Annotated in this window: 28 protein-coding genes and 2 tRNA genes; 11 read left to right on the top strand and 19 right to left on the bottom strand. The window is 34.1% G+C overall.

The window, feature by feature from the left end; all coding sequences use genetic code 11:
• Window positions 1-27: 27 nt before the first annotated feature.
• Entirely contained in the window at window positions 28-960 is a 933-nt protein-coding gene (locus tag FMG_RS00605) for a phosphate ABC transporter substrate-binding protein (protein ID WP_012290187.1), read from the bottom strand.
• 179 nt (window positions 961-1,139) lie between these two features.
• Here FMG_RS00605 and FMG_RS00600 point away from each other — a divergent pair, with 179 nt between their 5' ends.
• The 5 genes from FMG_RS00600 (at window position 1,140) to FMG_RS00580 (ending at window position 5,748) form a co-directional block, all read left to right on the top strand.
• Window positions 1,140-1,466 carry a carboxymuconolactone decarboxylase family protein gene (locus tag FMG_RS00600; RefSeq protein ID WP_002837424.1) on the top strand — a complete coding sequence of 109 codons (327 nt, stop codon included), beginning with the start codon at window positions 1,140-1,142 and terminating at the stop codon, window positions 1,464-1,466.
• Window positions 1,467-1,557: 91 nt separating this feature from the next.
• Complete coding sequence (locus FMG_RS00595) at window positions 1,558-2,115, top strand: TetR/AcrR family transcriptional regulator (RefSeq protein WP_002837410.1); 558 nt, start codon at window positions 1,558-1,560, stop codon at window positions 2,113-2,115.
• A gap of 151 nt (window positions 2,116-2,266) precedes the next feature.
• A complete protein-coding gene (locus FMG_RS00590; protein ID WP_012290186.1) occupies window positions 2,267-3,664 on the top strand; it encodes a radical SAM protein in 1,398 nt (465 codons plus the stop codon).
• 99 nt (window positions 3,665-3,763) lie between these two features.
• Entirely contained in the window at window positions 3,764-4,708 is a 945-nt protein-coding gene (gene msrB / locus FMG_RS00585; protein WP_012290185.1) for a peptide-methionine (R)-S-oxide reductase MsrB, read from the top strand.
• A gap of 128 nt (window positions 4,709-4,836) precedes the next feature.
• Window positions 4,837-5,748 (top strand): DMT family transporter, encoded by a 912-nt coding sequence (locus FMG_RS00580; RefSeq protein ID WP_002840209.1) that lies wholly within the window; start codon window positions 4,837-4,839, stop codon window positions 5,746-5,748.
• 62 nt (window positions 5,749-5,810) lie between these two features.
• Here the strand turns inward: FMG_RS00580 and FMG_RS00575 are convergent.
• Window positions 5,811-5,900, bottom strand: a tRNA-Ser gene (locus FMG_RS00575).
• A gap of 98 nt (window positions 5,901-5,998) precedes the next feature.
• On the opposite strand from FMG_RS00575, the gene FMG_RS00570 reads away from it, so the two are divergent.
• Window positions 5,999-6,688 carry a gamma-glutamyl-gamma-aminobutyrate hydrolase family protein gene (locus tag FMG_RS00570; RefSeq protein WP_012290184.1) on the top strand — a complete coding sequence of 230 codons (690 nt, stop codon included), beginning with the start codon at window positions 5,999-6,001 and terminating at the stop codon, window positions 6,686-6,688.
• A gap of 81 nt (window positions 6,689-6,769) precedes the next feature.
• On the opposite strand, the gene FMG_RS00565 is transcribed toward FMG_RS00570, so the two are convergent.
• Entirely contained in the window at window positions 6,770-7,108 is a 339-nt protein-coding gene (locus FMG_RS00565; RefSeq protein WP_012290183.1) for an arsenic metallochaperone ArsD family protein, read from the bottom strand.
• A gap of 82 nt (window positions 7,109-7,190) precedes the next feature.
• Between FMG_RS00565 and FMG_RS00560 the strand changes: the two genes are divergently transcribed.
• Window positions 7,191-7,967, top strand: coding sequence for a TraX family protein (locus FMG_RS00560; protein ID WP_012290182.1), 777 nt, complete (start codon window positions 7,191-7,193; stop codon window positions 7,965-7,967).
• A gap of 57 nt (window positions 7,968-8,024) precedes the next feature.
• The gene (locus FMG_RS00555) at window positions 8,025-9,173 is read left to right on the top strand and encodes a CD0519/CD1768 family membrane protein (RefSeq protein ID WP_002840196.1); all 1,149 of its coding nucleotides are present in this window, start codon (window positions 8,025-8,027) and stop codon (window positions 9,171-9,173) included.
• A gap of 46 nt (window positions 9,174-9,219) precedes the next feature.
• Here FMG_RS00555 and FMG_RS00550 read toward each other — a convergent pair whose 3' ends face one another.
• The 3 genes from FMG_RS00550 to brnQ form a co-directional block, all read right to left on the bottom strand.
• Window positions 9,220-9,759 (bottom strand): isochorismatase family protein, encoded by a 540-nt coding sequence (locus FMG_RS00550; protein ID WP_012290181.1) that lies wholly within the window; start codon window positions 9,757-9,759, stop codon window positions 9,220-9,222.
• 60 nt (window positions 9,760-9,819) lie between these two features.
• Window positions 9,820-10,173, bottom strand: coding sequence for a YkvA family protein (locus FMG_RS00545; protein WP_012290180.1), 354 nt, complete (start codon window positions 10,171-10,173; stop codon window positions 9,820-9,822).
• 70 nt (window positions 10,174-10,243) lie between these two features.
• Window positions 10,244-11,521 carry a branched-chain amino acid transport system II carrier protein gene (brnQ, locus tag FMG_RS00540; protein WP_012290179.1) on the bottom strand — a complete coding sequence of 426 codons (1,278 nt, stop codon included), beginning with the start codon at window positions 11,519-11,521 and terminating at the stop codon, window positions 10,244-10,246.
• A 140-nt stretch (window positions 11,522-11,661) separates the two neighbouring features.
• Here brnQ and FMG_RS00535 point away from each other — a divergent pair, with 140 nt between their 5' ends.
• From FMG_RS00535 to FMG_RS00525, 3 genes are read left to right on the top strand one after another with little or no spacing between them, the layout of a single operon-like run.
• Window positions 11,662-12,897 (top strand): putative DNA modification/repair radical SAM protein, encoded by a 1,236-nt coding sequence (locus FMG_RS00535; RefSeq protein WP_012290178.1) that lies wholly within the window; start codon window positions 11,662-11,664, stop codon window positions 12,895-12,897.
• 2 nt (window positions 12,898-12,899) lie between these two features.
• On the top strand, window positions 12,900-13,643 hold the full coding sequence (locus FMG_RS00530) for a TIGR03915 family putative DNA repair protein (RefSeq protein ID WP_012290177.1): 744 nt from the start codon (window positions 12,900-12,902) through the stop codon (window positions 13,641-13,643).
• 21 nt (window positions 13,644-13,664) lie between these two features.
• The gene (locus FMG_RS00525) at window positions 13,665-14,690 is read left to right on the top strand and encodes a DUF3644 domain-containing protein (RefSeq protein WP_012290176.1); all 1,026 of its coding nucleotides are present in this window, start codon (window positions 13,665-13,667) and stop codon (window positions 14,688-14,690) included.
• 175 nt (window positions 14,691-14,865) lie between these two features.
• Here the strand turns inward: FMG_RS00525 and FMG_RS00520 are convergent.
• The 13 genes from FMG_RS00520 to FMG_RS00460 form a co-directional block, all read right to left on the bottom strand.
• Window positions 14,866-14,941 (bottom strand) — tRNA-Arg (locus FMG_RS00520).
• Window positions 14,942-14,965: 24 nt separating this feature from the next.
• A complete protein-coding gene (locus FMG_RS00515) occupies window positions 14,966-16,150 on the bottom strand; it encodes a D-alanyl-D-alanine carboxypeptidase family protein (RefSeq protein ID WP_012290175.1) in 1,185 nt (394 codons plus the stop codon).
• Between the two features lie 8 nt (window positions 16,151-16,158).
• Window positions 16,159-17,295 (bottom strand): glycosyltransferase, encoded by a 1,137-nt coding sequence (locus FMG_RS00510; protein ID WP_002837427.1) that lies wholly within the window; start codon window positions 17,293-17,295, stop codon window positions 16,159-16,161.
• 27 nt (window positions 17,296-17,322) lie between these two features.
• Entirely contained in the window at window positions 17,323-18,588 is a 1,266-nt protein-coding gene (gene serS / locus FMG_RS00505; protein ID WP_012290174.1) for a serine--tRNA ligase, read from the bottom strand.
• Between the two features lie 341 nt (window positions 18,589-18,929).
• Window positions 18,930-19,868, bottom strand: coding sequence for a serine hydrolase (locus FMG_RS00500; RefSeq protein WP_012290173.1), 939 nt, complete (start codon window positions 19,866-19,868; stop codon window positions 18,930-18,932).
• Between the two features lie 135 nt (window positions 19,869-20,003).
• Entirely contained in the window at window positions 20,004-20,186 is a 183-nt protein-coding gene (locus FMG_RS00495) for a hypothetical protein (protein ID WP_002840632.1), read from the bottom strand.
• 12 nt (window positions 20,187-20,198) lie between these two features.
• Window positions 20,199-20,426 (bottom strand): hypothetical protein, encoded by a 228-nt coding sequence (locus FMG_RS00490; RefSeq protein WP_002837438.1) that lies wholly within the window; start codon window positions 20,424-20,426, stop codon window positions 20,199-20,201.
• Between the two features lie 57 nt (window positions 20,427-20,483).
• On the bottom strand, window positions 20,484-21,188 hold the full coding sequence (locus FMG_RS00485; RefSeq protein ID WP_002840672.1) for a hypothetical protein: 705 nt from the start codon (window positions 21,186-21,188) through the stop codon (window positions 20,484-20,486).
• Window positions 21,189-21,254: 66 nt separating this feature from the next.
• A complete protein-coding gene (locus FMG_RS00480) occupies window positions 21,255-21,941 on the bottom strand; it encodes a radical SAM protein (protein ID WP_012290172.1) in 687 nt (228 codons plus the stop codon).
• On the bottom strand, window positions 21,925-22,467 hold the full coding sequence (locus FMG_RS00475; RefSeq protein WP_002842027.1) for an ECF transporter S component: 543 nt from the start codon (window positions 22,465-22,467) through the stop codon (window positions 21,925-21,927). Before FMG_RS00475 ends, FMG_RS00480 begins: the two co-directional genes overlap by 17 nt.
• 502 nt (window positions 22,468-22,969) lie before the next feature.
• Window positions 22,970-23,614 carry an NAD(P)H-hydrate epimerase gene (locus FMG_RS00470; protein ID WP_012290171.1) on the bottom strand — a complete coding sequence of 215 codons (645 nt, stop codon included), beginning with the start codon at window positions 23,612-23,614 and terminating at the stop codon, window positions 22,970-22,972.
• On the bottom strand, window positions 23,611-24,588 hold the full coding sequence (locus FMG_RS00465; protein WP_012290170.1) for an ATP-binding protein: 978 nt from the start codon (window positions 24,586-24,588) through the stop codon (window positions 23,611-23,613). Before FMG_RS00465 ends, FMG_RS00470 begins: the two co-directional genes overlap by 4 nt.
• A 2-nt stretch (window positions 24,589-24,590) precedes the next feature.
• Entirely contained in the window at window positions 24,591-25,349 is a 759-nt protein-coding gene (locus FMG_RS00460; RefSeq protein WP_002840674.1) for a DnaD domain protein, read from the bottom strand.
• Between the last annotated feature and the right edge of the window lie 3 nt (window positions 25,350-25,352).

Genomic DNA, 25,352 nt, shown 5'->3' with positions numbered 1-25,352 from the left:
CAAAGTGATATCACTTTGCTTTTGAATTTATTTATTAGGAATGAATCCCATATCTTTGATAGTTTGCTTTCCTTCTTTTGAATTTAGATAATCGATGAAAAGTTGTTCTGTTTTTGTCAAATCGCCGCTTTTCATGATGATCAAAGGTCTTGAAATGTAATATGATTTGTTCAAAATATTTTCTTCAGTAGGTTCTACTCCGTCAACTTTCAAAGGAATTAATTTGCCTTTGTTTTGATTTGCGATACCGAATGATGCATATCCAATTGCATTTGGATTTTCGATAATCTTAGAAACCAAAGCTCCCATTGTTGGTGCTTGGATTGCATCTTGTCTAACTTTTACATCCTTCATTACTTTCTTTTGGAATACCTCGTGTGCACCGCCGCTTAGATCACGAGTTACAACTACGATATCTTCTTGTGGAAGTGATGGGTCAACATCGCTCCATTTTTTGTATTCACCGGAGAAAATCTTTACGATTTCTTCTTTAGTTAAGTTACCTTTTTTTGCCGCAATTACTTTGTTTTGTGGATTAACAGCAAGTGTCAATGCGTCTAAACCCAAGTTGTATTCCTTGTAATCTTTAACTTTTTCTTTTTCCTTATCTTTTACTTCACGCGCTAACATTCCGAAGTTTGCAACGTTGTCCAACACAGCCTTGACTCCTGCGCCAGATCCACCAGCTGATACATAAATTGTAATGTTCTTGTCTGGTAATGAAGAATCAACCTTGTCCCAAGTTACATTCTTTTCGATAAAAGTTGTTGAAATCTTGCTGATAACAGGTGCCAAAGTAGATGAACCACTGAAGCTGATTTCGTAATTTTCTTTTGCTTTTGAATCTTCTTTTGATTCAGTTTTTTCATTGGATTTAGGTTTGTCAGAATTATTGGCGCATCCTGTAAATCCTATCGCCATAACCATCATTAAAACTAATAATTTGTAAAGCTTTTTCATATTACCCTCCTAAATTTTATAGTTATATTATATCACATTGTTTTTTTTAATTTATATAAAACATCTATAAATACACCCTCATTTATTGAAATATTCTATAATTAAGATTTCTCTTGTTGTATTTGATAAGATTATATTACAAGGACAATTCAATTTGTCTAAAAAATAGGAGGTAATTTATGGATAGTAAAGAAGTATTGGCTGAACAATCAAAATTATTTAGAGAAAATTTACCAGATGTGACTAAAAATTTCTCGGATTTATGTGGTACTGTTTTTAAAGACGGAAAATTATCTTTGAAAGAAAAAGAATTGATAGCTCTTGCAATCGCAATTACTGTGAAATGTGAAGGATGCGTTGTTCATCACACTACAGGCTGTGTTGATGCAGGATGCACAATGGAAGAAATTTCAGAAATGATTGGCGTATGCGTTGCTATGGGTGGTGGCCCATCAAAAACATTTGCTGGCAAGGCATTACAATTGGCTGAAGAATTATTAAAATAATTACGATTGACTAGCTGCAAAATTTGCGGCTAGTTTTTTTGGTGGAAATTTTCTTCGATTTGGAATATGATTATGTTAAAAGGGGGATTTTATGAACGCGGATTATACGAAGAAAATGATAATGGAAAATTTAATCAATCTTCTCAACAGAATACCTCTGAATAAAATTACGGTGGGAAAACTAGCTGAAGAATGTGGAATCAACAGAAACACGATTTATTATCACTTTAAAGATTTGAATGAAATCATAGACACGATTTTTGAAATCAGATTGAAAAGGGTGTTGAATGAATCGGATAATATTTCTTGGGAGGATAGTTTTATCGAAGAAATGCAGTTTGCTATTGATAACAAAACTGCGATTTACCACATTTACAATTCTATTTCTAGAAAAACACTGTCTGATTATTTGTACACTAAATCGGGACAAATTATGAGAACTTACATAGAAAATGTGGACAAGGAAATTCACGCGAAGAAGGATGACAAGGAGATTATTATTAAATTCTTCCAAAGTGCAATTACGGATTTGGTTATCAGATGGTTAACTTCAGGAATGGATGAGGATATCGAGAAAAAAATAAAAAGGATAGGATTTTTATTAAAAGATACCGTTAAATCTTCATTAACTAGGAGTAAAATGAATTAATTTGTTAGATTTTTTGTCATTTTTGTTAGAATTTTAGGCAAATACACCCTTTTGTCCAAAGACTTTGATTAACGTTTGAGATACAATGAAGTTAAGATATATATCTATTGAACTGATTCTAAAAAATTTTAATATATGAAAAGGTGGTTATATGAAAATTCTAGAAGCTGGAAAAAGATATGGATTTGATAAGGTATTCGATTACGTTGCGAAGGATCCTCAAAAACGAGGGGTACAATTAGTCGAATGGGCAGAAAACCTTTCTCACGGAGATTTCGCGCCTCAAATTGAAATTATAAGGGAAGTTTTTGAGGACGAAAATCATCCTTACCATAGTTTTGTGATGAAAATTTTCCAAGAAGTTGACAAAAAACAAATTAAAAAAGTAGCGTATAACTTTTTTATGAATGCGTCTGTTTTGGGATGGCAAACTCAACAAAAATACAGAGAAGAATACAATTGTAATATCCCATGGGCAATTTTGTTGGATCCTACTTCTGCATGTAACTTAAAATGTACTGGATGTTGGGCTGCTGAATACGGCTACAAACAAAACTTAAGCTATGATGAGATTGATTCTATCATCACTCAAGGAAAAGAATTAGGAACTTACATGTACATATACACAGGCGGTGAACCTCTTGTGCGTAAAGATGATTTGATTAAATTGTGTGAAAAACACAACGACTGTGTATTCTTATCATTTACTAATGCAACTTTAATTGACGAAGATTTCGTAGACGAAATGCAAAGAGTTGGTAATTTCATTCCTGCGATTTCACTTGAAGGTTTTGAAGAAGCAACTGACGGTAGACGTGGAGAAGGTGTTTATAAAAAAGTAATCAAAGCAATGAAGATGCTACAAGAACGTCATTTGATTTACGGTATTTCTTGTTGCTATACTTCACAAAACTTTGATTCAATTACAAGCGAAGAATACTACGATTACCTAATAGAGTTAGGGGCGTATTTTGTGTGGTACTTCCACTATATGCCAGTTGGAAATGCTGCTGTAACTGATTTACTACCTACTCCTGAACAAAGAAAACAAACTATCGAAAGATTAAGAAAATATAGAGCAGAAAAACCATTATTCGCACTGGATTTCCAAAACGATGCTGAATATGTTGGAGGTTGTATTGCAGGTGGAAGAAGATATCTTCACATTAATGCATCCGGCGATGTGGAACCTTGTGTTTTCATTCACTACAGCGATTCTAATATCAGAGAAAAATCTTTGTTGGATTGTTTGAGAGCTCCCCTATTTACAAAATATCACGACGGTCAACCATTCAACGATAATATGTTGATGCCTTGCCCAATGCTTGAAAATCCAAACGAACTTAGAGAAATGGTTCATAGCACTGATGCAAAATCTACTGATTTGGAATCTAAGCAAACTGTAGATTCACTTTGTGGTAACTGCGATGAATATGCGAAAAACTGGGAAATTGAAGCAGAAGAAATCTGGAACAAGAGTCCAAAGAAAGAAAGATTCAAAGGTTCATATCACACAATGAATCGCAAAGAAACAATGAAATCAAAATAATTTCAATGAGCAGCTTTTAATAAGCTGCTTTTTGTATGCACAAAATTTTCTGTTGAATAAAAAATATTTAACTGGGTATAATTTTGTAAGAGGTGTAATATGAGATTTATTGAAAAAAGTACAATTTATTTGGCTGGTGGATGTTTTTGGGGAGTGGAAGCTTATTTCAAAAAATTACAAGGCGTCATCGATACCGACACAGGCTATGCGAATGGCGAGGGAACAGACACCGACTACAAGAAAATAAAACAAACTCATCACGCAGAAACGGTGAGAATTGTCTACGATAAAAACAGATTGGATTTGGCAGAAATTTTGCTGCACTATTTCAGAATTATCAATCCAATTTCTGTGAATAAGCAAGGAAATGATGTCGGCGAACAATACAGAACAGGAATTTTCTACGAAGATGAAGAAGATTTGGAAGTTATCAATTCTGTTATGAAATACATTCAATCAAAATACGATGAAAAGCTAACTGTTTTGGTTGAAAAATTACAAAATTTCGTGTTGGCAGAAGATTATCACCAAGATTATTTGGACAAGAATCCCGGCGGATATTGTCACATTAATTTGAATGCTTTTGATGAAAATTTGGATACGACTGAATACAAGAAAATGAGTGAAGAAGAAATGAAGGAAAAATTGTCCGATGTGAGCTACAGGGTTACGCAAAACGAAGCGACTGAACGCCCTCACACATCATCTTTCAATGATTTTGATGAAAGAGGAATCTACGTCGACATAGTAAGTGGTGAACCGTTGTTTTCTTCAAAGGACAAATACGATGCGGGCTGCGGCTGGCCATCTTTTACGAAAACTATCACGTCAAGTTCTGTAAATTATTCTGACGATCACAAATTATCCAGAGTTCGAACTGAGGTTAGAAGCAAACACGCTGACAGTCATTTGGGTCATGTGTTCGACGATGGTCCATTAGAAAAAGGCGGTCTCAGATATTGTATTAACGGTGCAAGTTTGAGATTTGTCCCATTAGAAAAAATGGAAGAAGAAGGATATTCAAAATATATTCCGTTCGTATAAATTTATTAATCACAAGGAGGATATTCCTCCTTTTTTGTGTGCAAATAAATAATTGTGCCTGTTTAGGTGTTTACAAATTGTAAGAAAACTGCGATAATATATCTGAAATTACATATTAGGAGGAAAAAATGGATAAAAAGAAAGCAAATTTATTCGCCAAATTAGCATTATTAATAGTGGCGATTCTTTGGGGAAGTTCATTGACTGTGGTTAAGCAATCTTCCAAAACATTTAATCCCAACTTTATTTTGGCTATAAGATTTACGTTGGCAGCAATTTTATTATCGATCATTTTCTGGAAGAGACTTCGCCAAGCAAAATTTGACGACTTAAAAAGCGGACTTTTGATCGGAATATTTTTGTTCATGGCGTATTCATCACAAACATTGGGCGTTAAATTCGCAGATCCAGGTAGAAGCGGATTCTTGTCTGCATCTTATTGCGTAATCGTGCCGTTTTTGGGTTGGATTGTATTCAAACAAAGACCAGACAGATACAATTTGTCGGCGGCGGCTTTGTGTATAACGGGAATATTTTTCATATCTCTTTCGGGATCGAGCGCTCACGTGGATAATCCATTGGCATGGCTTGGAGATTTACTAGCTTTACTTAGCGGATTGTTGTTCGCATCGCACATCATCGCAGTAAGTGCACTTGCAAAAGGTCGTGATCCTATTGTCATGACGATATTGCAATTTATAATGGCGGCTGTGTTGTCTTGGATAACTACGATTGTAATAGAAGACAATTCACACATTGTCGTAACTTCAAGATCTGTGATGGAATTATTGTATCTAGCAGTAATGTGTACAGCTGTTGCACTACTTCTTCAAAACATCGGACAAAAATACACAAACCCATCTACTGCGGCAATTATTTTGGGATTTGAATCGATATTTGGAATTTTAATTCCTGTACTTATTGGAATCGAATCATTGACAGTTTACTCAGTAATAGGATTTGTATTCATATTCGCAGCAATTCTTGTCAGCGAAACCAAACTTTCTTTCTTGAAAAGAAATGTTGTGACAGCAGAATAAATAGTACTTTTTTAGTACCAATTAAAAAATAGATAGCTAATTGTAGCTATCTATTTTAAATTTGGCGGAGAAAGTGGGATTCGAACCCACGTGGGAAATAATCCCAAACGCATTTCGAGTGCGCCCCGTTATGACCACTTCGATATTTCTCCAAATATAATAATATTATAGCACTTTTGTTGATTTAATCAAAAAATGTGTTTTTGTTTTATCTTTGATATAATAATATTGAGAAATAATTGGAGGAAATATGAAAATTATAGGACTTACACCACTTTACGATGTGGCAGAAAACAGACTTTTTATGCTTAGAAAATACATTAAACTTATCGAAAGAAACGGAGCTTACGCAGTGATTCTTCCGTTTAATTCTGACAGGAAATTCCTAGAAGAAATCGTCGATAGACTGGACGGAATTGTGTTCACAGGTGGGCTTGATGTCGCACCATCATATTATGGAGAAGACAAGATTTTGGAATGCGGAATTTCATCAAATGTTAGAGATGAATTGGAATTTAATTTGATGGATATTTGCTACAAAAAAGACATTCCTACTTTGGGAATTTGTCGTGGACTACAGATAATGAATGTATATTTGGGTGGAACTTTGTATCAAGATTTGAAAAAACAAAAAGACATTTCCATCATTCATTCCCAAGACAAACCATACAACGATTTGGTTCACGAGGTTACGAATTACGGAATGTTCAAAGAAAAATTCGGCGACAAGTTTTATGTGAATAGCCTTCATCATCAAGCAATCAAAGATGTGGCAGAGAAGCTTGAAGTGTTGCAGAAATCTTCTGATGATATAGTAGAAGCAGCTTATGTTAAGGACAAGAAATTTTTCTTGGGAGTACAATATCATCCCGAAATGGCGTTGGATACTTTGAAACAAGGCCACGAAATTGTCAAAATGTTCTTGGATTCAATAGAATAGATTAAATAGATTAAAAAATGTTATGTAAACCTGTGATTGTCACAGGTTTTTTGTTTTCCTAAACCTTAGGAACAAATCTTATCAGAATTTACGCTTATCATTTACGTAAGCTTGATTGAAAATATTTCTGTCTATGTGAAGGAAATCTAGTATTTCGTAGCTTTTCGGATATCTTCCTGAAAGTACGATTTTCCCATCTACAATTGTGATTGGAAGTTTCATTCCATCATCGATTCTCTGTGTAATACCATGTTGTTCGAACATTTCGGGATTTTTGTTTAATTTGAACCTGTCGACAACTATCTTTTTCGTTCTCAATTTTTGCAAGAAAAATGACAACATCACAGAATTTCTATTATCCATTTCGTTTTCGAACAAATTATTCTCGTCTACTTTGTTCTCAAAAATCATCATTTTCATACTATCACCTATTATAATTATATCAGATATTTTTGTGCTTTATTTGTGATAAAATAGTTGTAACAAATTCAAGGAGATTACGATGCAACTTTTAAATGAAACACAAAGACAAAAATATTTGGATATTTGGCACAGAGACAATGGAATATCAAGTTCTGGTCTGAAAATAATCGCCTGTATATCTATGCTTATCAGTCACATTGTGCAATGCAATATGCTCCAAAAATTCAACATTTATCCTACGATGACACTCATATCTTCTGATTGGAGAGTCACAGTCGGAGCGTTGATGCTTTTTATCGGAAGAATTGCGTTTCCTATTTTTGCATTTTTAATCGTGAATGGAATGTTTCTAACTAGAAGCGTGGAGAAATACATAGTTAGGTTGTTTTCGTTTGCAATTATCTCAGAAATTCCTTTTGATTTGGCAGTTAGCGGTCAAATGTTTGACTTTTATAACCAAAATGTGTTCTTCACATTGGCACTTTCTGCAAGTCTCATATTTGTCGTAGAAAAAATCGAAAAATTCGATCAATCAAATTTGGTGAAGGCTATTTTAAAAATAATTTCTGTGGGAATTTTTTGTGCAATCGCCAATTACTACCACACAGATTACTCCATGCTTGGAATCCTCGCAGTGTTCTTGTTGTATTTAGGATCGACTTCCAGAAGAAACACATACATTGCGATACTGTTCGGATATTTCTTCGAAGCGTACATGTATTTGTTCGTGTATTTGTCGATTCCTATCATTCACTTTTACAACGGCAAAAAAGGTAACATCAACAAATGGGCATTCTACATTTTCTATCCAGCGCATTTGCTTGTGATAAGTTTCGTTCGTGATTTTATTTTATAGTTTGTATTTTGAGCTGAAATACATTAAAATTATATATTATAAATAATGGAGAATTTTATGAAGAAAACTAAAAAACAAAGTGAAATATCACTGGAATCTTTTGTGACAATCGCTGTCGTTTTTGGACTTTTTGGCTACATTGCAAGGATTATGGGTCTTGGCAATATGTTCAACACATTGATGAAAACAGCACACGATTTATTGCTTAATACCGTGTTTTTCATAATGGCAATTGCTGTGTTGACTGGTGCTTTGTCCAAAATTTTCAGCGAATTTGGAGTAATTGCTCTCATCAACAAAATTATCAGTCCTGTTATGAAGCCACTTTACAATTTGCCAGGAGCATCAGCGCTTGGAATATTGACGACTTTCTTGTCGGATAATCCAGCAATCATTGGACTTGCAAAAGACAAAGGATTTGCCAAATATTTCAAGAATTATCAGCTTCCTACGTTGTGCAATTTGGGAACATCATTTGGAATGGGATTTATCGTGTGGACATTCATGTCTTCACTTGGAAATGGAACAGAATTTTTGAAGGCTGCATCTCTTGGATTGTTGGGAGCAGTCGTAGGATCTGTAGTTTCTGTTAGAATCATGATGCATTTCACGAAAAAATTCTACGGTGATAGTGATGAAAATGTGGAGCTTGAAGAAGAGCAAAATGATGAAGAAAAAGAAGATTTGACTTTGATGGAGAGAATTTTGAATTCGATGCTCGAAGGTGGAAAGTCCGGTGTGCAAGCAGGAATGGATATTATCCCTGGGGTTGTTGTGATTTGCACTTTGGTGATGATACTCACATCCACAGGAACTGTCGAAAATGGAACTGTAGTCTACACAGGAGCAGCTTATGAAGGAGTCGGTTTGATTCCAAAAATTGGCGCTGTGTTGAATCCTGTTTTGAAACCATTATTTGGATTCAGCTCATCAGAATGCATCGCATTCCCACTTACAGCTTTAGGAAGTGTCGGAGCAGCGCTTGGACTTGTTCCAAAATTATTGGAAAAAAATTTAATCACAGGAAATGACATCGCAGTTTTCACAGCGCTTGGAATGTGTTGGTCGGGATATTTGTCCACACATGTTGGAATGATGGATACATTAAACGCAAGAAAACTCGCACCAAAAGCAATTCTATCTCATACAATCGGAGGAATTGCAGCTGGAATCAGCGCACACTTCTTGTATTTATTATTAGGATAAAAAAATCCAACTTTGCTTATTGAAAAGTAAAGTTGGATTTATTTTTTTATTTGATTAATTTGGACAAAGTTTTAAATTCAGCACTTCCCGCTCTTTTTAAAATATCGAAAATCAATGTTTCGGAATTGATAACCAAGCAATTCATTTCTCTGAAATTCGCTATCGCATTCATTTTATTTTCAACACGTCTACTTGTAACACAATCTTCAAGCACAATCATCTTGTAATCGTCAATCAAATCACGTATCGTTTGGTAAACACAAATGTGAGTTTCCGCTCCTACAACCACGATTTGTTTTCTTCCAGTTTTTTTGATTTCATTCATAACATCATCAAGCTTTGCAGTAAAATCAACCTTGTCGAACACCTTCGTCTCGTATTCCTTCAAACATTCGACAGTATCTCCAAGTCCTTTCGGATATTGGCGTGTAGTAATCACAGGAATATCGTAAATTCTCGCCATCTCCAACACAGCCTTCGTATGATTTATTACATATTCATTGTCGTGAAGAACAGGCACCAATTTTTCCTGTAAATCAATCAACAAAATTATCATATCGTCTTTGTTCACATTAAACTTTTCCATATCTCACCTCAAAACTATCATACCACAAAAAAGCACGCAATTAAGCGTGCTTAGAATTATTTATCTCCCAATATTTTTATAAATCAAAAAGCTTATCAATAATAATATCCCTACTCCAGCTACAATTGCGAATATTTTTAGTTTGGAGTTTAGCTGTTCTGCTTTTTCTTCACTGGTGTCGATGATTTCTTCGGGGATGAATTTCTTTGCGACCATCATTAATGATGGAGCGAGGATTAAATCATCCAAGATTCCTAATCCTGCTAAGAAATCCGGTACGAAATCAACTGGGCTTACTACGTAAATCACTGAAAGTGCCAATATGATTTTCGAGAATAATGGTGTTTGTTTGTTAAAAAATGCATACCACAATGTTGGTATTTCGTTTTTCAAGCCAAATATTTTTTTGATCATTTACTCACCTCAACGATATTATACCATACATTGCACTATATATCGTATTACATAATAGTTACAATTTGGTCTATTTTTTGATTTTTCCTATTAATCCGCCAATAACTGCTGGAATTATCCAAATGAAGCTTTTGATTTGCATTGGAAATACGGATTCGATTAATTTCAACAAGCCAAAATCCAATTTGAAGCTGTTGAGTAGAATTAAAAATCCAAAAATTGATGCGCCTATGATTGCTCCGAGTTTCGTGTTTTTTTCGAATGTATCTTTGTTGAAAAGGTTCAAGAATATTAACACGATTGCTACTGGATAGATTGCTGAAAGTATTGGCGCGGATATTTTCAAGATTTTTTCCACTCCGACTACTGCAAAAAACGCGCTGAACACAGTGGATATGATTATTATCAAATCGTATGACATGATTCCATTTGTTTTATCTTTGAGCATATCGCCGAAAAATTCTCCTACAGTTGTCGTAAGTCCGATTGCTGTTGTGAGGCATGCCAATGTCATTGCAATGCAGATTAATATTTTTCCAAACACTCCCAATTGTTGGTTGCAAATGTACAATAGCAATTCTATTCTTTCCATGTTGCCCAAATTTAGATTGGAAGTTGTCGCGCCGATGAATAATAATCCCCCATATACAAAACATAGTCCAATGGCTGAAATAGTTGCAGATTTTATCGTGTAATCTTTGATTTTGTCTTCATCTTTGATTCCGTTTTGCATGAATCCTTTGGTAACTACGATTGCAAATACAATTGATGCCAATGCATCCATTGTTTGATATCCTTCTTCAAAGCTTGATTGGAAGACTTGAATTTGATATGTATTCACGGGTGTTGCGACAGGAAATAAAATTCCTTTGAAAATAATCGCAAGAAGAGTCGCAATCAATAATGGTGTCAAAATTTTTCCCAAATTATCTATTATCTTGTTAGGTTTTCTTACGAATAAATACACACAAACAAAAAATATTGCTGTGAGCAAAATGGAATTTGCTCCTTTGAAGAATCCTTTTTGTATTACTTCTACCGTTGTAGCTGCGGTTCTTGGAATTGCAAGTCCAGGTCCAATCGCAAGCATAATTATTGTTGAAAATATCAGTGAGAATCGAGGATTTATAGTATTTCCGATTTTTTCAATTGTTCCTCCACATTTTGTCGCTGCCAATAATCCCAGAAACACAAGTCCAACCGAACTCAACAAGAATCCAATCATAGCTATCAAATATTGATCGCCAACTTTGTTTCCAAGATATGGTGGAAATATCAAATTCCCTGCTCCGAAAAACATTGAGAATAGTGCAAACCCACTAACAATTATTAGTTTTTTATCTTTCATCTTTACCTCTGTATAATTATTTTAAATTTTTATCATTTCTTACAATTCTATCACAATTTTGTCCAATAAACAACAATTTTTCCTAAAAAACAAACTTGTGCGAATATTTGTTTTATTATAAAATACGGATAGGTGATGTTATGGAATTAAAACGTAAATTATCAATATTATCAGACGCTGCCAAGTACGATGTCAGTTGTTCTTCCAGTGGTTCCAATAGAAAAAACACTACGAATGGAATTGGCCAGGCACACAATTCTGGAATATGTCACAGTTGGTCCGAAGACGGAAGGTGCATATCCTTACTGAAAATTTTGCTTACGAACAAATGCATTTACAGTTGCGAATATTGCATAAATAGAAAAGAAAACAACGTCGAAAGAGCAGAGTTTACTCCAGAAGAAGTAGCTGATTTGACTATAAATTTTTACAAAAGAAATTACATCGAAGGATTATTCCTGTCGAGTGGAGTTGTAAAAAGCCCCGACTATACGATGATAAAGCTGATTAGAGTGGCGGAAATCCTTCGTAACGAGAAAAAATTCAACGGATACATTCATATGAAGGCAATCCCTGGTGCAAGCGAAGAATTAATCGAAAGACTTGGAAGGCTTATCGATCGTATGAGTATCAACATAGAACTTCCGACAAAATCAAGTTTGAAGATGCTTGCTCCTCAGAAAACTTATGAGTCCATCGAAAAACCGATGAGTTTCATCAACGAATCCATAATGCAATACAAAATCGACAGGAAAACAATCAGAAAAACTCCTTTGTTTTTACCAGCCGGTCAATCCACTCAAATGATTGTTGGTGCAGCTGGAGAATCTGATCTTACAATTATCAACAAAGCTAGTAGCTTATATGAAGATTACAAACTCAAAAGAGTTTTCTATTCTGGATTTGTCCCTGTAATCAAATCAAAATATACAGAGAAAATCAAAAAAGTTCCCATGTTACGTGAACATAGGTTGTATCAAGCAGATTGGCTGATGAGATTTTACAAATTCAAATCAAATGAAATCTTGAACGAAAAAAATCCGTTTTTTGATTTGACGTTGGATCCCAAGGCATTCTGGGCAGTGCAAAATGTAGCGAATTTCCCAATAGAAATAAATCGCGCATCTTATGAAGAACTTTTGCGTGTTCCTGGATTTGGTCCAACTTATGCGATGAGAATAATAAATGCGAGAAAATTTGCCAACCTTAGCTTCGATGATTTGACCTCTCTCAAAATCTCTCTAAAAAAAGCGAAGAACTTCATCCTCGTAAATGGAGTTTATCGCGGACAAAAATACAACACGCAAGACGATTTGCTAGAAATTTTGAGAATGCAAGAAGGAAAAAATATCACGCAACTTAGTTTTTTGGAGTAGATATGAGATACAGTTATGACAACAGCTTAGATGGCTTGTTCACCGTGATTTTTGAACAGTACAAACACATCGAAAATTCGATTATCGTAGTAAAAACTGAGCAATTGGATTTTTTGAATGACGACATATACATTGAAACAGATGTTGACAAATCATCGCGTGTAAGAAAATCTATAATAGACAATTTTGGATTCAATTTTTATCGTAGCATCAACTACGCATTTGTCTCAGAAAACCCAGACAAGTCGACCATTATCGCTAAGACAATCAAGAATATGTACAAATACAACTACAACTTCATCAACTCTTCCGACAAAATCGCAGTCCAATTCAATAGTCTGTGCAAATATTCAACAAGAGAACTTCACGCATACAAAGGACTTCTTAGATTTAAAGAAATCCAAGACAATTTCTTATTCGCAGAATTTGAACCAAACAACGATATTTTGGAATTACTAACATATCATTTCAAAAACAGATTGAGAAATGAAAAGTTTGTGATTTACGATAAGAAAAGAAACAAGTGCGCGATTTATGTGGACAAAGAGTTGGCGTTTTACGATGTACAAGAAATCTTCAAACAAGAATCTGATGAAGAGAAAATGTTCGAAGATTGCTGGATAGAATTCTACAATTCAGTCGGAATAAAAGAACGACACAACCTGAAACTTATGCAGAATAATATGCCGAAAAAATATTGGAAATATTTACCAGAGAAAAGCAAAATTTACGATAATGAAAAATAATTAATTTAAAGGAATACAAATATGAAAGAAACCGAAGAAACAAACAAAAAATTAGTCAGTCAATTAATTGAAAAAAGTATAGAAGCTTTTATCTTAGGAATTGAAATTTATAATAAGCCAACAATAAAATATAGAATAGAAGGATTTAGTTTTTTTATCTGTAATGCATGGGAATTGATGCTAAAAGGCGAATTAATAAATCGTGAAATACCTATATACTATAGAGACAGCCCAGAAAGAACTATTACTTTATCTGAATCAATAGCAAAAATATATTCTGATAAAAACACAAGAATAAGGCTTAATCTTGAAAAGATTATTGATTTAAGAAATATAAGCACTCACTTTATAACTCAAGACTATGAAGTAAAATACGCTCCTCTTTTTCAAGCGTGTGTATTAAATTATATTAATGAAATCAATAGATTTCACAGTGTAGATATAACTAAATATATACCTCAAAATTTCTTAACTATTTCTGCTCATTATCAACCTTTATCTAACGAGGAAATTAAATTGAAATACCCTCCAGAGATAGCAGAAAAATTCATTAAAGAAGCAAATGAGGTTGATGTACTTATGGATGAATATAATTCAGATAAATTTTCAGTTAAAATAAAGCAAGTTTTGTATATAACTAAGAAGAGAGATGATGCTGATTTCACAGTTCGTATAGAAAAAGATTCTAAAACACCTATTGAAATAGTGAAAGAACTTAAAGATCCTGCTGATACTCATAAATACTCTTTTAATAGTGTGGTTACAGCTGTTCAAGAACGTTTGAAAAGAAAAAATATTGTATTATCTTATGAGAAAGGTTTTACTGCATATGTTCTAACTCAATTTATCAATTTTTATAATATTAAAGAAAATGACAAATATTGCTATAAGCATAAGATTGGAAATAACAATAGCTATACATATTCTCAACAATTTATCGAATTTATAGTTGATGAAATAAGTAAAGATCCATTAAATATTGTTGAAAGTCTTAAAGATGGTAATAAGAAATTGAATAGTTCTAGAGAAGAAAACAAAAAAAGATAACCCCAGGCACATAGGAATGCTCGATATAAAATATCTACCCCTTTCTGGGACCCAGCGTTAATCCTTCACAAGTTATCTTTGTTAACTATATTATAGCATATTTTCAACAAAACAAAAAGAAAACTTATCTTAAACTCAAAAAAAGCCCTGAGAATTCTACTCAAGGCTTTTCTTTTGGTACTCCCACCCGGATTCGAACCGGGGATGCCCCCTTAGGAGGGGGGTATTATATCCAGCTTAATTATGGAAGCACATAAAAACCGAATTAAATCGGCTTATGATGCAAGAAGTGCTTCTAATAATTCGTAAGTGTATTTGGCGCTTCTTTTTATTCTAGTTAATGTGTCTGCTTTTTCGTAAGGTTTCTTGACAACAAGGCTTACTTCTCTCTTGTCGCCTTTTCCAGTGTCAATTATAACTTTCCCTACGACTTGTCCTTTTTTCAAAGGAGCTTTCAAATCTTTTTTGATGTCGACTTTTTGTTGCAGACCAGTTTTATTATTATACAAAATAGATACGTCTTCTGTAGGATAAATCTCAACTTTTTTATCAACGACACTGTCGACTGATTTCGTTTCGATTGGTTTTTCACTGTTTAATATATTCATTGGCTCGAATGAATTTCTGACGTATTCTAGCATTATTTTTTGGTAAGTATTTCTGTCGTATTTTGTTGGAGCTCCCATCAAAACAGATACTACTTTGTTTTTAGGATTGTTTGGTTTCAAACTCATCGTAGTTATCAAACAGTATCCAGCTTTTTCAGTTGTTCCTGTTTTAAATCCATCTACGCCTTCTATTTTTCCTAAAAATGGAATTGTAGTTGCAGCTTCGTATTTTCTACTTGGCATTACAAGTTTTTGTGTTTTTGTGTAATTCAAAACTTGTGGGTAATTGTTGATTGTATAAGTTGTTAATTTCGCCAAATCTTTTGCGCTCATCAAATTTTCCTTGTCGTTTTCAGGATAACCTGATGCAGAATAAAACTTCGCAGATTCCAATTCCAATTCGGCTGCTTTTTTGTTCATTCTTTCGACAAATTTTCCCACAGATCCTTCTGATTTCACTGCTAATTCGTCTGCGGCATCATTGCCACTGACTATCATCATTCCTCTTATCAAATCATTTACAGTTAATTCTTCGCCTTTTTTAAGTTGCATTGTGCTTGCTTCAGGCTTAGCATATTGTGTTTGGATTTTGATTTTATCGTCGAGTTTGTATTTGTTTGCGTTGATATCTTCCATAACCAAAACATAAGTCATGATTTTAGTTAAGGATGCTATAGCCAAAGGCTTGTTCTCGTTGTAATTCAACAATTCTTGGGAATAATCCTGTTCAATTGTGTAATATGCTTTTACTTTGTCTTCAAATCCCAACTTCGAGTCCGCTTTTGATAATGCAGGTTGAAATACAATAGCAAGTACTAACATTAAGGGTATTATTTTTTTAATACTCTTCATTTCTCACCTCACCTTTTCGATATAACTTCTTCGTACACTTTTATTACATCATCTGTAATATTTTCTTCGGAATATACTTCTTTGATATCGTGTGATATTTTCTTTCTGTCGTATTTTTCAATATTGTCGTGCATATATCTTAACGCTTCGGCTAACTTCTCAACGTTAAATCTATCAACCAATATTCCATTTTCTTCATTTATTAAATGTTCTGGCCCACCGCACTTGCTCGCAACTACAGGAAGTCCTGCAGATAGTGCTTCCAAATACGCCAACCCAAAAGTTTCTGAATACGAATACAAACAAAACATATCCGCATTATTGTAGCCCTCAACGATTTTTTCTCTTTTTGTTAGTCCAGGAAGAAATACTTGGTCGGTCAAATTCAACTCTTCGACCATTTTAATTAAAGGTTTTCGTAAAAATCCGTCTCCATAAATCGTAAGCTTCACATTTTTATCGTTTGAAAAAGCAATGTTAAACGCCTCAATTAATTCTTGTGGACCTTTTGTCGTGATTACATTTCCAGTGGATACTATGTTGAAGATTTCTCCTCGTTTGAAATTCTCGTTGTTTTTGAAAATCGTAAGGTTTGGAATAATCGCAATTTCTGTAGAATCCTTGCCAAATTCTTCTTTTATTTTCTCTTTGAATTTGGGACTTACAGTTATTAGCCCGTCTGTCCTATCGTAAGTTTCTTGGGCAATTCTTCTGTAAGAAGGCTTGATAGTATCTTGATTTACAACAGAATTGCATTCAGTAAGTACGAATGGAATGTTCAACTCTTTTGCAAGCTTGGATGTGTAGTATCCTTGGTCTGTAAAATAAGTGTGAAGCACATCTGGTCTTCCTTCGATTTTCTCCACTTTTTTGTAGAAATGTCTAAGTACCAAATAAGAAAAGTCATAAAGGCTTTTGAAGATATATCTTCCAATTGGAAAATGAAAGGAATACACTTTGACATTATCTTTTATAAAATATTCACTTTTATATTTTCGAAAACGTCTAAGTGATCTGAAATCAAGAGCAATCAACACAACTTCTACGCCTTTTTTGGCGAGTGCAATTGCCTGATCCAGTTCAAATATTCCGTTCATTTTGTATTTATCCGTCGGATAACCTCTAGCGATTATATAAGCCTTCATTTCTTTTCCTATCTTAATTTTAGTTTACTAGTCTATTATATCAAATCCTGTGTATTTTTGTAGCACTTCAGGAATTTTTATAGATCCATCAGCTTGTTGATAGTTTTCTATTACAGCTGCAAAACAACGTCCAATAGCAAGTCCAGACCCGTTTAATGTGTGAACGTATTGTGGCTTATTATTTTCGTCACGATATCTAATATTTGCACGTCTTGCTTGGAAATCTTCAAAGTTAGAACAGCTTGAGATTTCAACGTATCTGTTGTAACTTGGCATCCACACTTCGATGTCGTAAGTCATTGCAGATGAGAATCCCAAATCCCCAGAACAAAGTCTAACAACTCTGTATGGAATTTCCAACAATTGCAAGATTTCTTCCGCGTTATTAGTAAGTTTTTCTAATTCGTCATAACTTGTAGAAGGTTCAACGAATTTTACCATTTCAACTTTTTCAAATTGGTGATTTCTAATCAAACCTCTCGTGTCACGTCCAGCACTTCCTGCTTCTCTTCTGAAACATTGAGTAAATGCTGTGTAATAAATTGGCAAGCTTCCTTGTTCCAAAATTTCTCCTCCTAATAAATTAGTTACTGGAACTTCTGCAGTAGGAGCAAGATACATATCGTCTTTTTCGCAATAAAACATATCTTCTTTGAATTTTGGAATTTGACCAGTACCCATCATCGCACTTGGGCTCATCAATACTGGAGTATTCATTTCAGTGTATCCTTGTTTATCAGTGTGAAGATCCACCATGAAATTCATCAAAGCTCTTTCAAGTCTAGCGCCTTTTCCTTTGAATACAGAAAATCTTGATTTGGAAATCTTAGTTGCTCTTTCGAAATCCAAAATATCCAAGTCAACACCCAAATCCCAGTGAGCTTTTATATCGAAATCAAATTTACGAGGTTCTCCCCATTTTCTCATTTCCAAATTTTCAGTATCATCCAAACCAACTGGAACATCCTTGTTAGGAGTGTTTGGAATTTCCATCAAATATTCTCTGATTTCATCGTCGATATCTTTCAAATCATCATCCAAATTTTTGATATCATCAGACAACTTCTTCAAATTTTTGAAAAGTTCTGTAGTATCTTCTCCGTTTTTCTTCATTTGTGGAACTTGTTTAGATAATTTATTTTGTTCTGCCTTCATTGATTCTACTTTTTGAATAACTTCACGTCTTTTTTCATCAGTAGCCAAAAGTTTTTGAATAGGATATTCTCCTCTTCTTTTTTTAAGCGCTTCAACGATTTCTTCTGGATTGTTTCTAATTCTTTTAATATCTAACATAACCTTCTCCTTATAAAACAATAAAAAAACTCATACCAAGGGACGAAAATTACGTTTCCGCGACTGCCACCCTAATTAGCATAAGCTCTCTCAACTAATAACGCATCGAAGTTAGATTCATTATCTTCATATACTTATTCTCACCACACATAAGCTCTCTGAATTACTCCAATAATTACTATTTCTTCATCAACTGCAATATTCAACTATATTAATGTATATTTTACCACAAACTATCCATTTGTGTCAATGTATAGCTTGATTACAACGTTTTTGGATTTTTGTATATTCATCATTTTAAAAACAGATCAGCTTTTTAAACGCCAATCTGTTTCTATCTTTTATTTTTTATTTATAATCGTATTAATCGCCGCCTGCACAGCCTTATACCTGTCTTCATTGGTGTGAGATGCAAGACAAGTTATTAGATACTTCTTTCCGTCTTTCTCGTACAATACGACAATGTTGTACGATGATGCCATCGTGCCCGTTTTGATGCCCTTTACATCTTTGTTGTAAAACGCTGACTTAGAATCCAAAAATTCATTAGTATTTTTCCAAGTCATTTCTCCTTGAGGAGTTTGAATTGTAAAATAACTCTTGCCCATACATTTTTTGACAAAATCATAATCAATAAGTTTAAGTGCAACTCTATTAATATCTTTTAAATTGGTATCTGCCTGTGTGGAAAATCCACTCGGATCGAACAAATGAGTTTTATTGTAACCTTCATCTGCGAGGTACTTGCTGAGATTTTTTACAAAATAATTCACATATTTTTTTGCGCTGTAACCATCTCCCAAGTCTTTTTTGCCGATATTATATGCCAATGCAAAAGCCGCATCATTTCCAGATGGCACAAGCATAGCTTGCATGATTTGCTCTGCTGTATATTTGCCAGGCTTTAAGTGTGCCATTGATGAGCCTTGTGGTACTAGATCTAATAATTCTTGATTAACCTCTATTCTATCTTCTAATTTTACCTTCGTTAGTGCGTAATCAATCGCAAAAAGTTTCGACAAGCTTGCAACCGTTGGTAATTGTCCGCCGCCTTCATAAAACAAATATTCTTCTTTATCTATGTCATACACCGAAAAAGAAAGTGCATCTTCTGGAATCTTCAACTCTTTAGTATCTATTTTGAAATCAATTCTATCGTAAAATTTTCTAAATGTTCTGGATTGTAAAATTCTATAGCCACGCAATTTCAATAATACAAAACAGAACACCAAAAGAATAACCCCTATAATTAAAAATATTTTGCGCTTGTGTTTTTTCATAATTCACCTCTGTATCTAAATTATCCTATATCACAATGTGAATTACAATACTTGTATCCAAATTGTAGATTTGTTGAAAACATCAAACAAAAAACACCAAGCACAATCTCTCACAAGATTTGCTCAGTGTTATTTCTACATATCTTTGTTTGCATTTTGGAAAAATTTTGCAACATATCCTATTACAACTAAAACCAAGAATACTTTCATCAAGAATTTCAAAATACTAATAGTAATTCCCATAATTCCTGTCAAAATATTCAAAGCCAAAATAGCCAAGAATATATACAAAATGTATTTTAAATATTTGTTATCCATACTCCACTTCCTTTATATTTCTTCTTTTGCGAAAAATCTTCTGTAAATAAATCTAATTACCAAAACTACTAGCGCTATTTTTATGAAAACTTTCAAAAACGAGAATGCTACTGCCCCAATTGCCACTAAAATTCCTACAATTGCTCCGGCTAATCCCAATACCAATCCAAAAGCTCCCAAAATAGCTGCGAAAACTATTGATAAAATAACTATCAACGTTACAAACGCTAAAGTAATCATAATTGCCTCCCTTTGTTTCGTACAGTACCTTTTATTACATTATAGCATAATAATCCCTTATTCACAACAAGCATTAGGAGATAATTCAAAAGATTTTATAAAAAACTTGCCACTTTTTTGTTCAAGTTTAAGTTCCGATTTGATATCATCTTCCAAAACAATTTCCTTGGAATTGATTTTACACACCGCAGGTTCGAACGCCCACTCTTCATCATTTTCCATCACATAATACGAATTGTCATCCTTCAAATACACGACATTTTCCTTGTTTTTCACATCATCACTTGAAATATTTGCGTATTTCAATAAAACAGCATCCACCAAATTCTTGTCCACCTTCAAAATCTTGGCATCGGCTCTTGTTTGTTTGAACGCATTTGGATTTTGTTTTTTCAATTCGTCTATCTTGGATTTGTCCTTGTCAGGATCTAGCGTTTCGCTTGGAAAATTCGCCACGAAGTTTTTCAGCGTAATATCTTTTGGTGATGCGAAGCTTTCTCCGTAGAAAAATGTGTCTATTGAATTTACAACATCTTTGCCATTATAATTGTATGGCTTGTTGAAGTTCGCTGCGATTTTTTCCACATCAGATTTTTCCAACCTACCGTCTTTTGAAATGTCAACATTTTTAAATCCATCATTCAAATAATCCGCCACATAGGCCTTGTTTTCTTCGGTAATTTCTGGCATTTTCTTCGAACAAGATGATACAAATACAACGCCGAGCATCACAAGTAAGATTTTAAATAATTTGTTTTTCATATTTCCTCCCATTATTTCACTAATCTTATTATATATGAAAATCAAACAAAAAACACTGACGGAAGTTTAACCAACTCCCAAATCAGTGTTTTCAACTAACATCTCGACTTTCGGATGATCTTTCAAATCGTAATGATTTTCCAAAAACCACTTCACAAGCTCATCATCTCTTTTGATTGGCGTGGAATTATTGATGAAAATATTAATAGTAATCCATTTGAAATTCGAAAGGCCAATCTCGATGTCACGCTCAATCATCTCCTTAGTTTGACCCTTAATTCCAACCATTAAACACGCAGAATCAAAATAATCAGACACCTCTTTTACATCATGAAATTTCGCGTTTTTGTTGAGGACATTTTCTCTAAAATCGTAATCGAACGATTCAATCCCCGTCTTAAATAAAATCTCGCATCCGAAAAATTCCCTGATTTCGTGAAGTCTATGTTTAAAAATATAATGCGCTTCAAAAACCAACGTGTGAATATTCTTATCGTGAATTAAATTCTTGATGTCTATTTTCGTTTGCTCGGGAAGTTCGAACACATTTCCCGAATTAATACATTCCAAAACACCAAATTCGCCAGTCACATTTTCAAGAATCTCGCGATTCTCACGAACAGCATCATCCATATCCATCGTATTGTCTTCAATGTAATCGCAAAAAGTGCATTTGCCCCAAAAACAAGGTCTGCCTTTCAAAAGCACAATCTCGCGTTTTAATTTTTCTTCAATCTTAGCGTATCGATTCAATCTTAATCCTCTTAACAGCAGTCATCACAACAGTAAATGAAATGAGCCTGTCGACAAATTCCATGAAATATTGGTTGATAAAAGATGCCGCAGCAGGATTTACTCCCTTGTTTATCATGAATCTTACAATAACATCACTTCCTGAGCTTGTAACCCCACCAAAAATATATCCTTGAATAATAGCGCCCAAAATAGCACCTGGAAGTACAGCCAATAAAAGTGCAGGAATAGTGTGCAATTTCTTGAAATATCCCTTTTCGTATAAAATTCCAACCATAAACACCATAAGCATACCCGTAGGCGCAAATGGAAGTGCAAATGGATCGAAAAGAATTTGGTTCATAACAGACGATAAAAACGCCGTCACAATCCCGTATTTCCATCCAAATAACATACACACCAATAAAGATCCTATATGATCCAATAACAAAGGAACCTTCGTACTAACAGCGATAAAAGCACCTAGGCAGTTGATTGCAATGCAAATCGCTATAGTAGTCAACAATTTCGTATTCGTTTTTCTCAATAAAAAAACCTCCTAATAAAATATAGGAGAACTCAAAAATAACGCCTTGTTTTTTTATACTTGGAGCTCTCAAACAAGTCCTGAAATAAATTTCAGTTTTAACTAGGCAACAGTAATTTTACCAAATAATTAAATTTATTGCAAATTAGATTGTTTCAAAAAAGTAATTTCAAAAAAGCAGAAACCGATTTGTGGTATTGTGAGATATAATAAACCGCAAAAACTCGTAAGTCGCTCATCTGACTACAAAAATTGATAAATTCAACGCTTATGAAACTAAAATCGCGAACTCGCTAACGCTCAAACAGCGCGATTTTTACGTTTCATTTCGCTTGAATTTAGAACAATTTTTTCCGAACGATTCGCTCCTTTACTTGCGTTTTTGGTTATAACAAATTTCTCTCCAAATCGGTTTCTACTTTTTATTGCTAACATATTTTTGAGTTGAAAATTTCGTAAAATTCCACACACACCCTCTTCTTACCCACCAAAAAAACGCCTCTTACGAAGCGTTATTTAATACATGTTTAATTGATTTTTCTGGTATGCCTATTGGTTCCACGACATATTCTCCTTCATAGTCTTGCAACGACTTTTTCGGTAATTGCAATGTCACAAGAAGGTCTGCCTTCACTGCCACGTTGTGGATTTTATTTTCATCAGAATCAAGTCCCGATGGCATATCCACACTCACAACAAAAGCTTGTGAGTCGTTGATCATGTCTATTACACCTTTGTAAATTCCTTCGATATCTCTTTTGAGTCCCGTTCCAAAAATGCTGTCGACAATCAAATCATTTTCTGTTATGTCGAATTTCGTGTTTTCGTCTACAAATTCAATCTCCACGTCTAATTTTTTCAAAATATCGTAGTTGATTTTAAAATCCGTCGACGCTTTTTCTAGTTTTCCAATGACATACACTTTCACATATTTTTTTGCGTTGTAGATATCTCTTGCAACTGCCAATCCATCTCCACCATTGTTTCCAACAGATGCGAACACGTACGCTTTGGAAAAATTCTTGTCCAAAATATGTTTTGAAATTTGTGCTTTGGCATTTTCCATCAAGACAATCGATGGAATTCCGATTTCATGAATCGTGTAGTGGTCGATTTGTCTCATTTGTTCAGCTGTTACATAAATCATAGTCCGTTTTTGAACCTCTCTTCTCTTATATCCCTGCCGAAAAATTGTATCGGTATGAATTCGCCCTTGATTCTCGATGAAATTCTCTGATCGTATTGACTTTGCAAATCATCAAGGTCGATATTTGTCGAAATTATCGTAGTTTTTTGGTTTTGAATTCTGTAATTCAACAGATCAAACAATAAACTGATGTTGGTTTCTGTTGAATTTTCCGTTCCCAAATCATCAATCATAAGCACATCGCAGTTGTAAATAATATCTTCAACCTCTGGTTGTGGCGCTTCGTTGAAATTCTGATATCTTATCGAAAAAAGCTGCTTCAATAATTGCATTGCAGACAAATATATCACAGAAAATCCATTTTCAATGATTTCTTTCGCCATGCACGATAACAAATACGTCTTTCCTGTTCCAACTTGTCCGTACAACAAAAGTGACTTCGCGTTTTTAGTGTAATTCTTCGAGTAATATTTCAAATTCTCGCTAATTGCTTGCATGTTTTCACGTTGGGACATTCCTTGTGAGCTGTCTTTTTTCGTGTCAAACACGTTGATGTCAAACCTATCGAAGTTTTGTTGTTTCATTTGCTCGTTAAGTGAACTTTTCTCACGAGCAATGTTCACCATGATTGTTTTCTTGCAAGAACACATTTTTCCGTTGTAAACTCCAGTATCCTCACACTTGTCGCAGCGATGCTTCAAGTTCAAATAATCACTTGGAAACCCACTTAATATGAGCAATTTGTGCATTTTTTCTTCAGTGGATTTGATTTCATCTTCCAAATTCTTTAATTCTTCCTTGTCAGCTTTGATGCTTTTTCTCAGATATTCGTATCCAATCTCGTTTCTGTGTTGGAGCAAATTCTCGTATTCTGGAACTTTTCGAAAAACTTCATCAAATCTCATATCCAATTCTCTTTTGGATTGATTTCTGTAATCTTCCAATATTCTGTTGGCTTCTTTTGCGTAGCTCATTATTATTTATCCTTTTGCTCTTTTGATTTCTTGATAAAATCGTTCAAAAATTTCGAGTTAATATTTGTAGCCTTGTTTTCAATATCGTTAGTCTTCGGTCTATAATAAGTTCTCTTCTTCGTTTTTCTTTGTTGTTTTTTGTTGTTTTCTTCTTGCCATTGTTCCAACGTCATGATACCGTCAAGCTTCCAATTTCTGAGAACTTGCAAAACGTAATTCGTGTTGTTTTTCGTGTTCGGATTAGTTGTGCAGTAATGAAAAGCCGTCACCACCAACTCTGGTGTTTGGTGATAAGTGGAAATGTGTTCCAAAATTCTTTCCATTTCTGATTTGGATAATTCCATGTCTCTGATATCTTCAATATCTCTGAACATTTCTTTGATTTCTTGACTGTTTTGTGGAATGTAAGTCTTCTGAGATTCGTCTGGCTCGGGATTTGTAATTCCAAGATACAATTGTCTCAAACTCAAAAAAACCGTGTGGTTAGTTTGCGTTTCGGCATCAGTGTATCGTTTGATAATTCCCTCATCCAACCAATAATTCCAACACTCTGATACTTCGCTTTCAGTCAAATCCAACGCCTTCGCAATTTCTTCATCCGAAATATCCACATTCGCCGAAGTATCCTTGGCAAGCTTGTAACAGTACAAATACACTTTTAGTTGATTTCCTGTGGCCACTTGAAGATATTGATTCAAAAATATATTTTCAATAGGTGTTTCGCCCAAATCTATTTTAAATTTTTCTACACTATATTTCATAAA

The sequence above is a fragment of the Finegoldia magna ATCC 29328 genome (assembly GCF_000010185.1).
Taxonomy (GTDB): Bacteria; Bacillota; Clostridia; order Tissierellales; family Peptoniphilaceae; genus Finegoldia; species Finegoldia magna_H.
This window is presented reverse-complemented; position numbering and strand designations above follow the sequence as displayed.

Coding starts and splice junctions, on each gene's coding strand:
- FMG_RS00605 (WP_012290187.1), bottom strand. CDS start 960: ATGAAAAAGCTTTACAAATTATTAGTTTTAATGATGGTTATGGCGATA.
- FMG_RS00600 (WP_002837424.1), top strand. CDS start 1,140: ATGGATAGTAAAGAAGTATTGGCTGAACAATCAAAATTATTTAGAGAA.
- FMG_RS00595 (WP_002837410.1), top strand. CDS start 1,558: ATGAACGCGGATTATACGAAGAAAATGATAATGGAAAATTTAATCAAT.
- FMG_RS00590 (WP_012290186.1), top strand. CDS start 2,267: ATGAAAATTCTAGAAGCTGGAAAAAGATATGGATTTGATAAGGTATTC.
- msrB (WP_012290185.1), top strand. CDS start 3,764: ATGAGATTTATTGAAAAAAGTACAATTTATTTGGCTGGTGGATGTTTT.
- FMG_RS00580 (WP_002840209.1), top strand. CDS start 4,837: ATGGATAAAAAGAAAGCAAATTTATTCGCCAAATTAGCATTATTAATA.
- FMG_RS00570 (WP_012290184.1), top strand. CDS start 5,999: ATGAAAATTATAGGACTTACACCACTTTACGATGTGGCAGAAAACAGA.
- FMG_RS00565 (WP_012290183.1), bottom strand. CDS start 7,108: ATGAAAATGATGATTTTTGAGAACAAAGTAGACGAGAATAATTTGTTC.
- FMG_RS00560 (WP_012290182.1), top strand. CDS start 7,191: ATGCAACTTTTAAATGAAACACAAAGACAAAAATATTTGGATATTTGG.
- FMG_RS00555 (WP_002840196.1), top strand. CDS start 8,025: ATGAAGAAAACTAAAAAACAAAGTGAAATATCACTGGAATCTTTTGTG.
- FMG_RS00550 (WP_012290181.1), bottom strand. CDS start 9,759: ATGGAAAAGTTTAATGTGAACAAAGACGATATGATAATTTTGTTGATT.
- FMG_RS00545 (WP_012290180.1), bottom strand. CDS start 10,173: ATGATCAAAAAAATATTTGGCTTGAAAAACGAAATACCAACATTGTGG.
- brnQ (WP_012290179.1), bottom strand. CDS start 11,521: ATGAAAGATAAAAAACTAATAATTGTTAGTGGGTTTGCACTATTCTCA.
- FMG_RS00535 (WP_012290178.1), top strand. CDS start 11,662: ATGGAATTAAAACGTAAATTATCAATATTATCAGACGCTGCCAAGTAC.
- FMG_RS00530 (WP_012290177.1), top strand. CDS start 12,900: ATGAGATACAGTTATGACAACAGCTTAGATGGCTTGTTCACCGTGATT.
- FMG_RS00525 (WP_012290176.1), top strand. CDS start 13,665: ATGAAAGAAACCGAAGAAACAAACAAAAAATTAGTCAGTCAATTAATT.
- FMG_RS00515 (WP_012290175.1), bottom strand. CDS start 16,150: ATGAAGAGTATTAAAAAAATAATACCCTTAATGTTAGTACTTGCTATT.
- FMG_RS00510 (WP_002837427.1), bottom strand. CDS start 17,295: ATGAAGGCTTATATAATCGCTAGAGGTTATCCGACGGATAAATACAAA.
- serS (WP_012290174.1), bottom strand. CDS start 18,588: ATGTTAGATATTAAAAGAATTAGAAACAATCCAGAAGAAATCGTTGAA.
- FMG_RS00500 (WP_012290173.1), bottom strand. CDS start 19,868: ATGAAAAAACACAAGCGCAAAATATTTTTAATTATAGGGGTTATTCTT.
- FMG_RS00495 (WP_002840632.1), bottom strand. CDS start 20,186: ATGGATAACAAATATTTAAAATACATTTTGTATATATTCTTGGCTATT.
- FMG_RS00490 (WP_002837438.1), bottom strand. CDS start 20,426: ATGATTACTTTAGCGTTTGTAACGTTGATAGTTATTTTATCAATAGTT.
- FMG_RS00485 (WP_002840672.1), bottom strand. CDS start 21,188: ATGAAAAACAAATTATTTAAAATCTTACTTGTGATGCTCGGCGTTGTA.
- FMG_RS00470 (WP_012290171.1), bottom strand. CDS start 23,614: ATGATTTATGTAACAGCTGAACAAATGAGACAAATCGACCACTACACG.
- FMG_RS00465 (WP_012290170.1), bottom strand. CDS start 24,588: ATGAGCTACGCAAAAGAAGCCAACAGAATATTGGAAGATTACAGAAAT.
- FMG_RS00460 (WP_002840674.1), bottom strand. CDS start 25,349: ATGAAATATAGTGTAGAAAAATTTAAAATAGATTTGGGCGAAACACCT.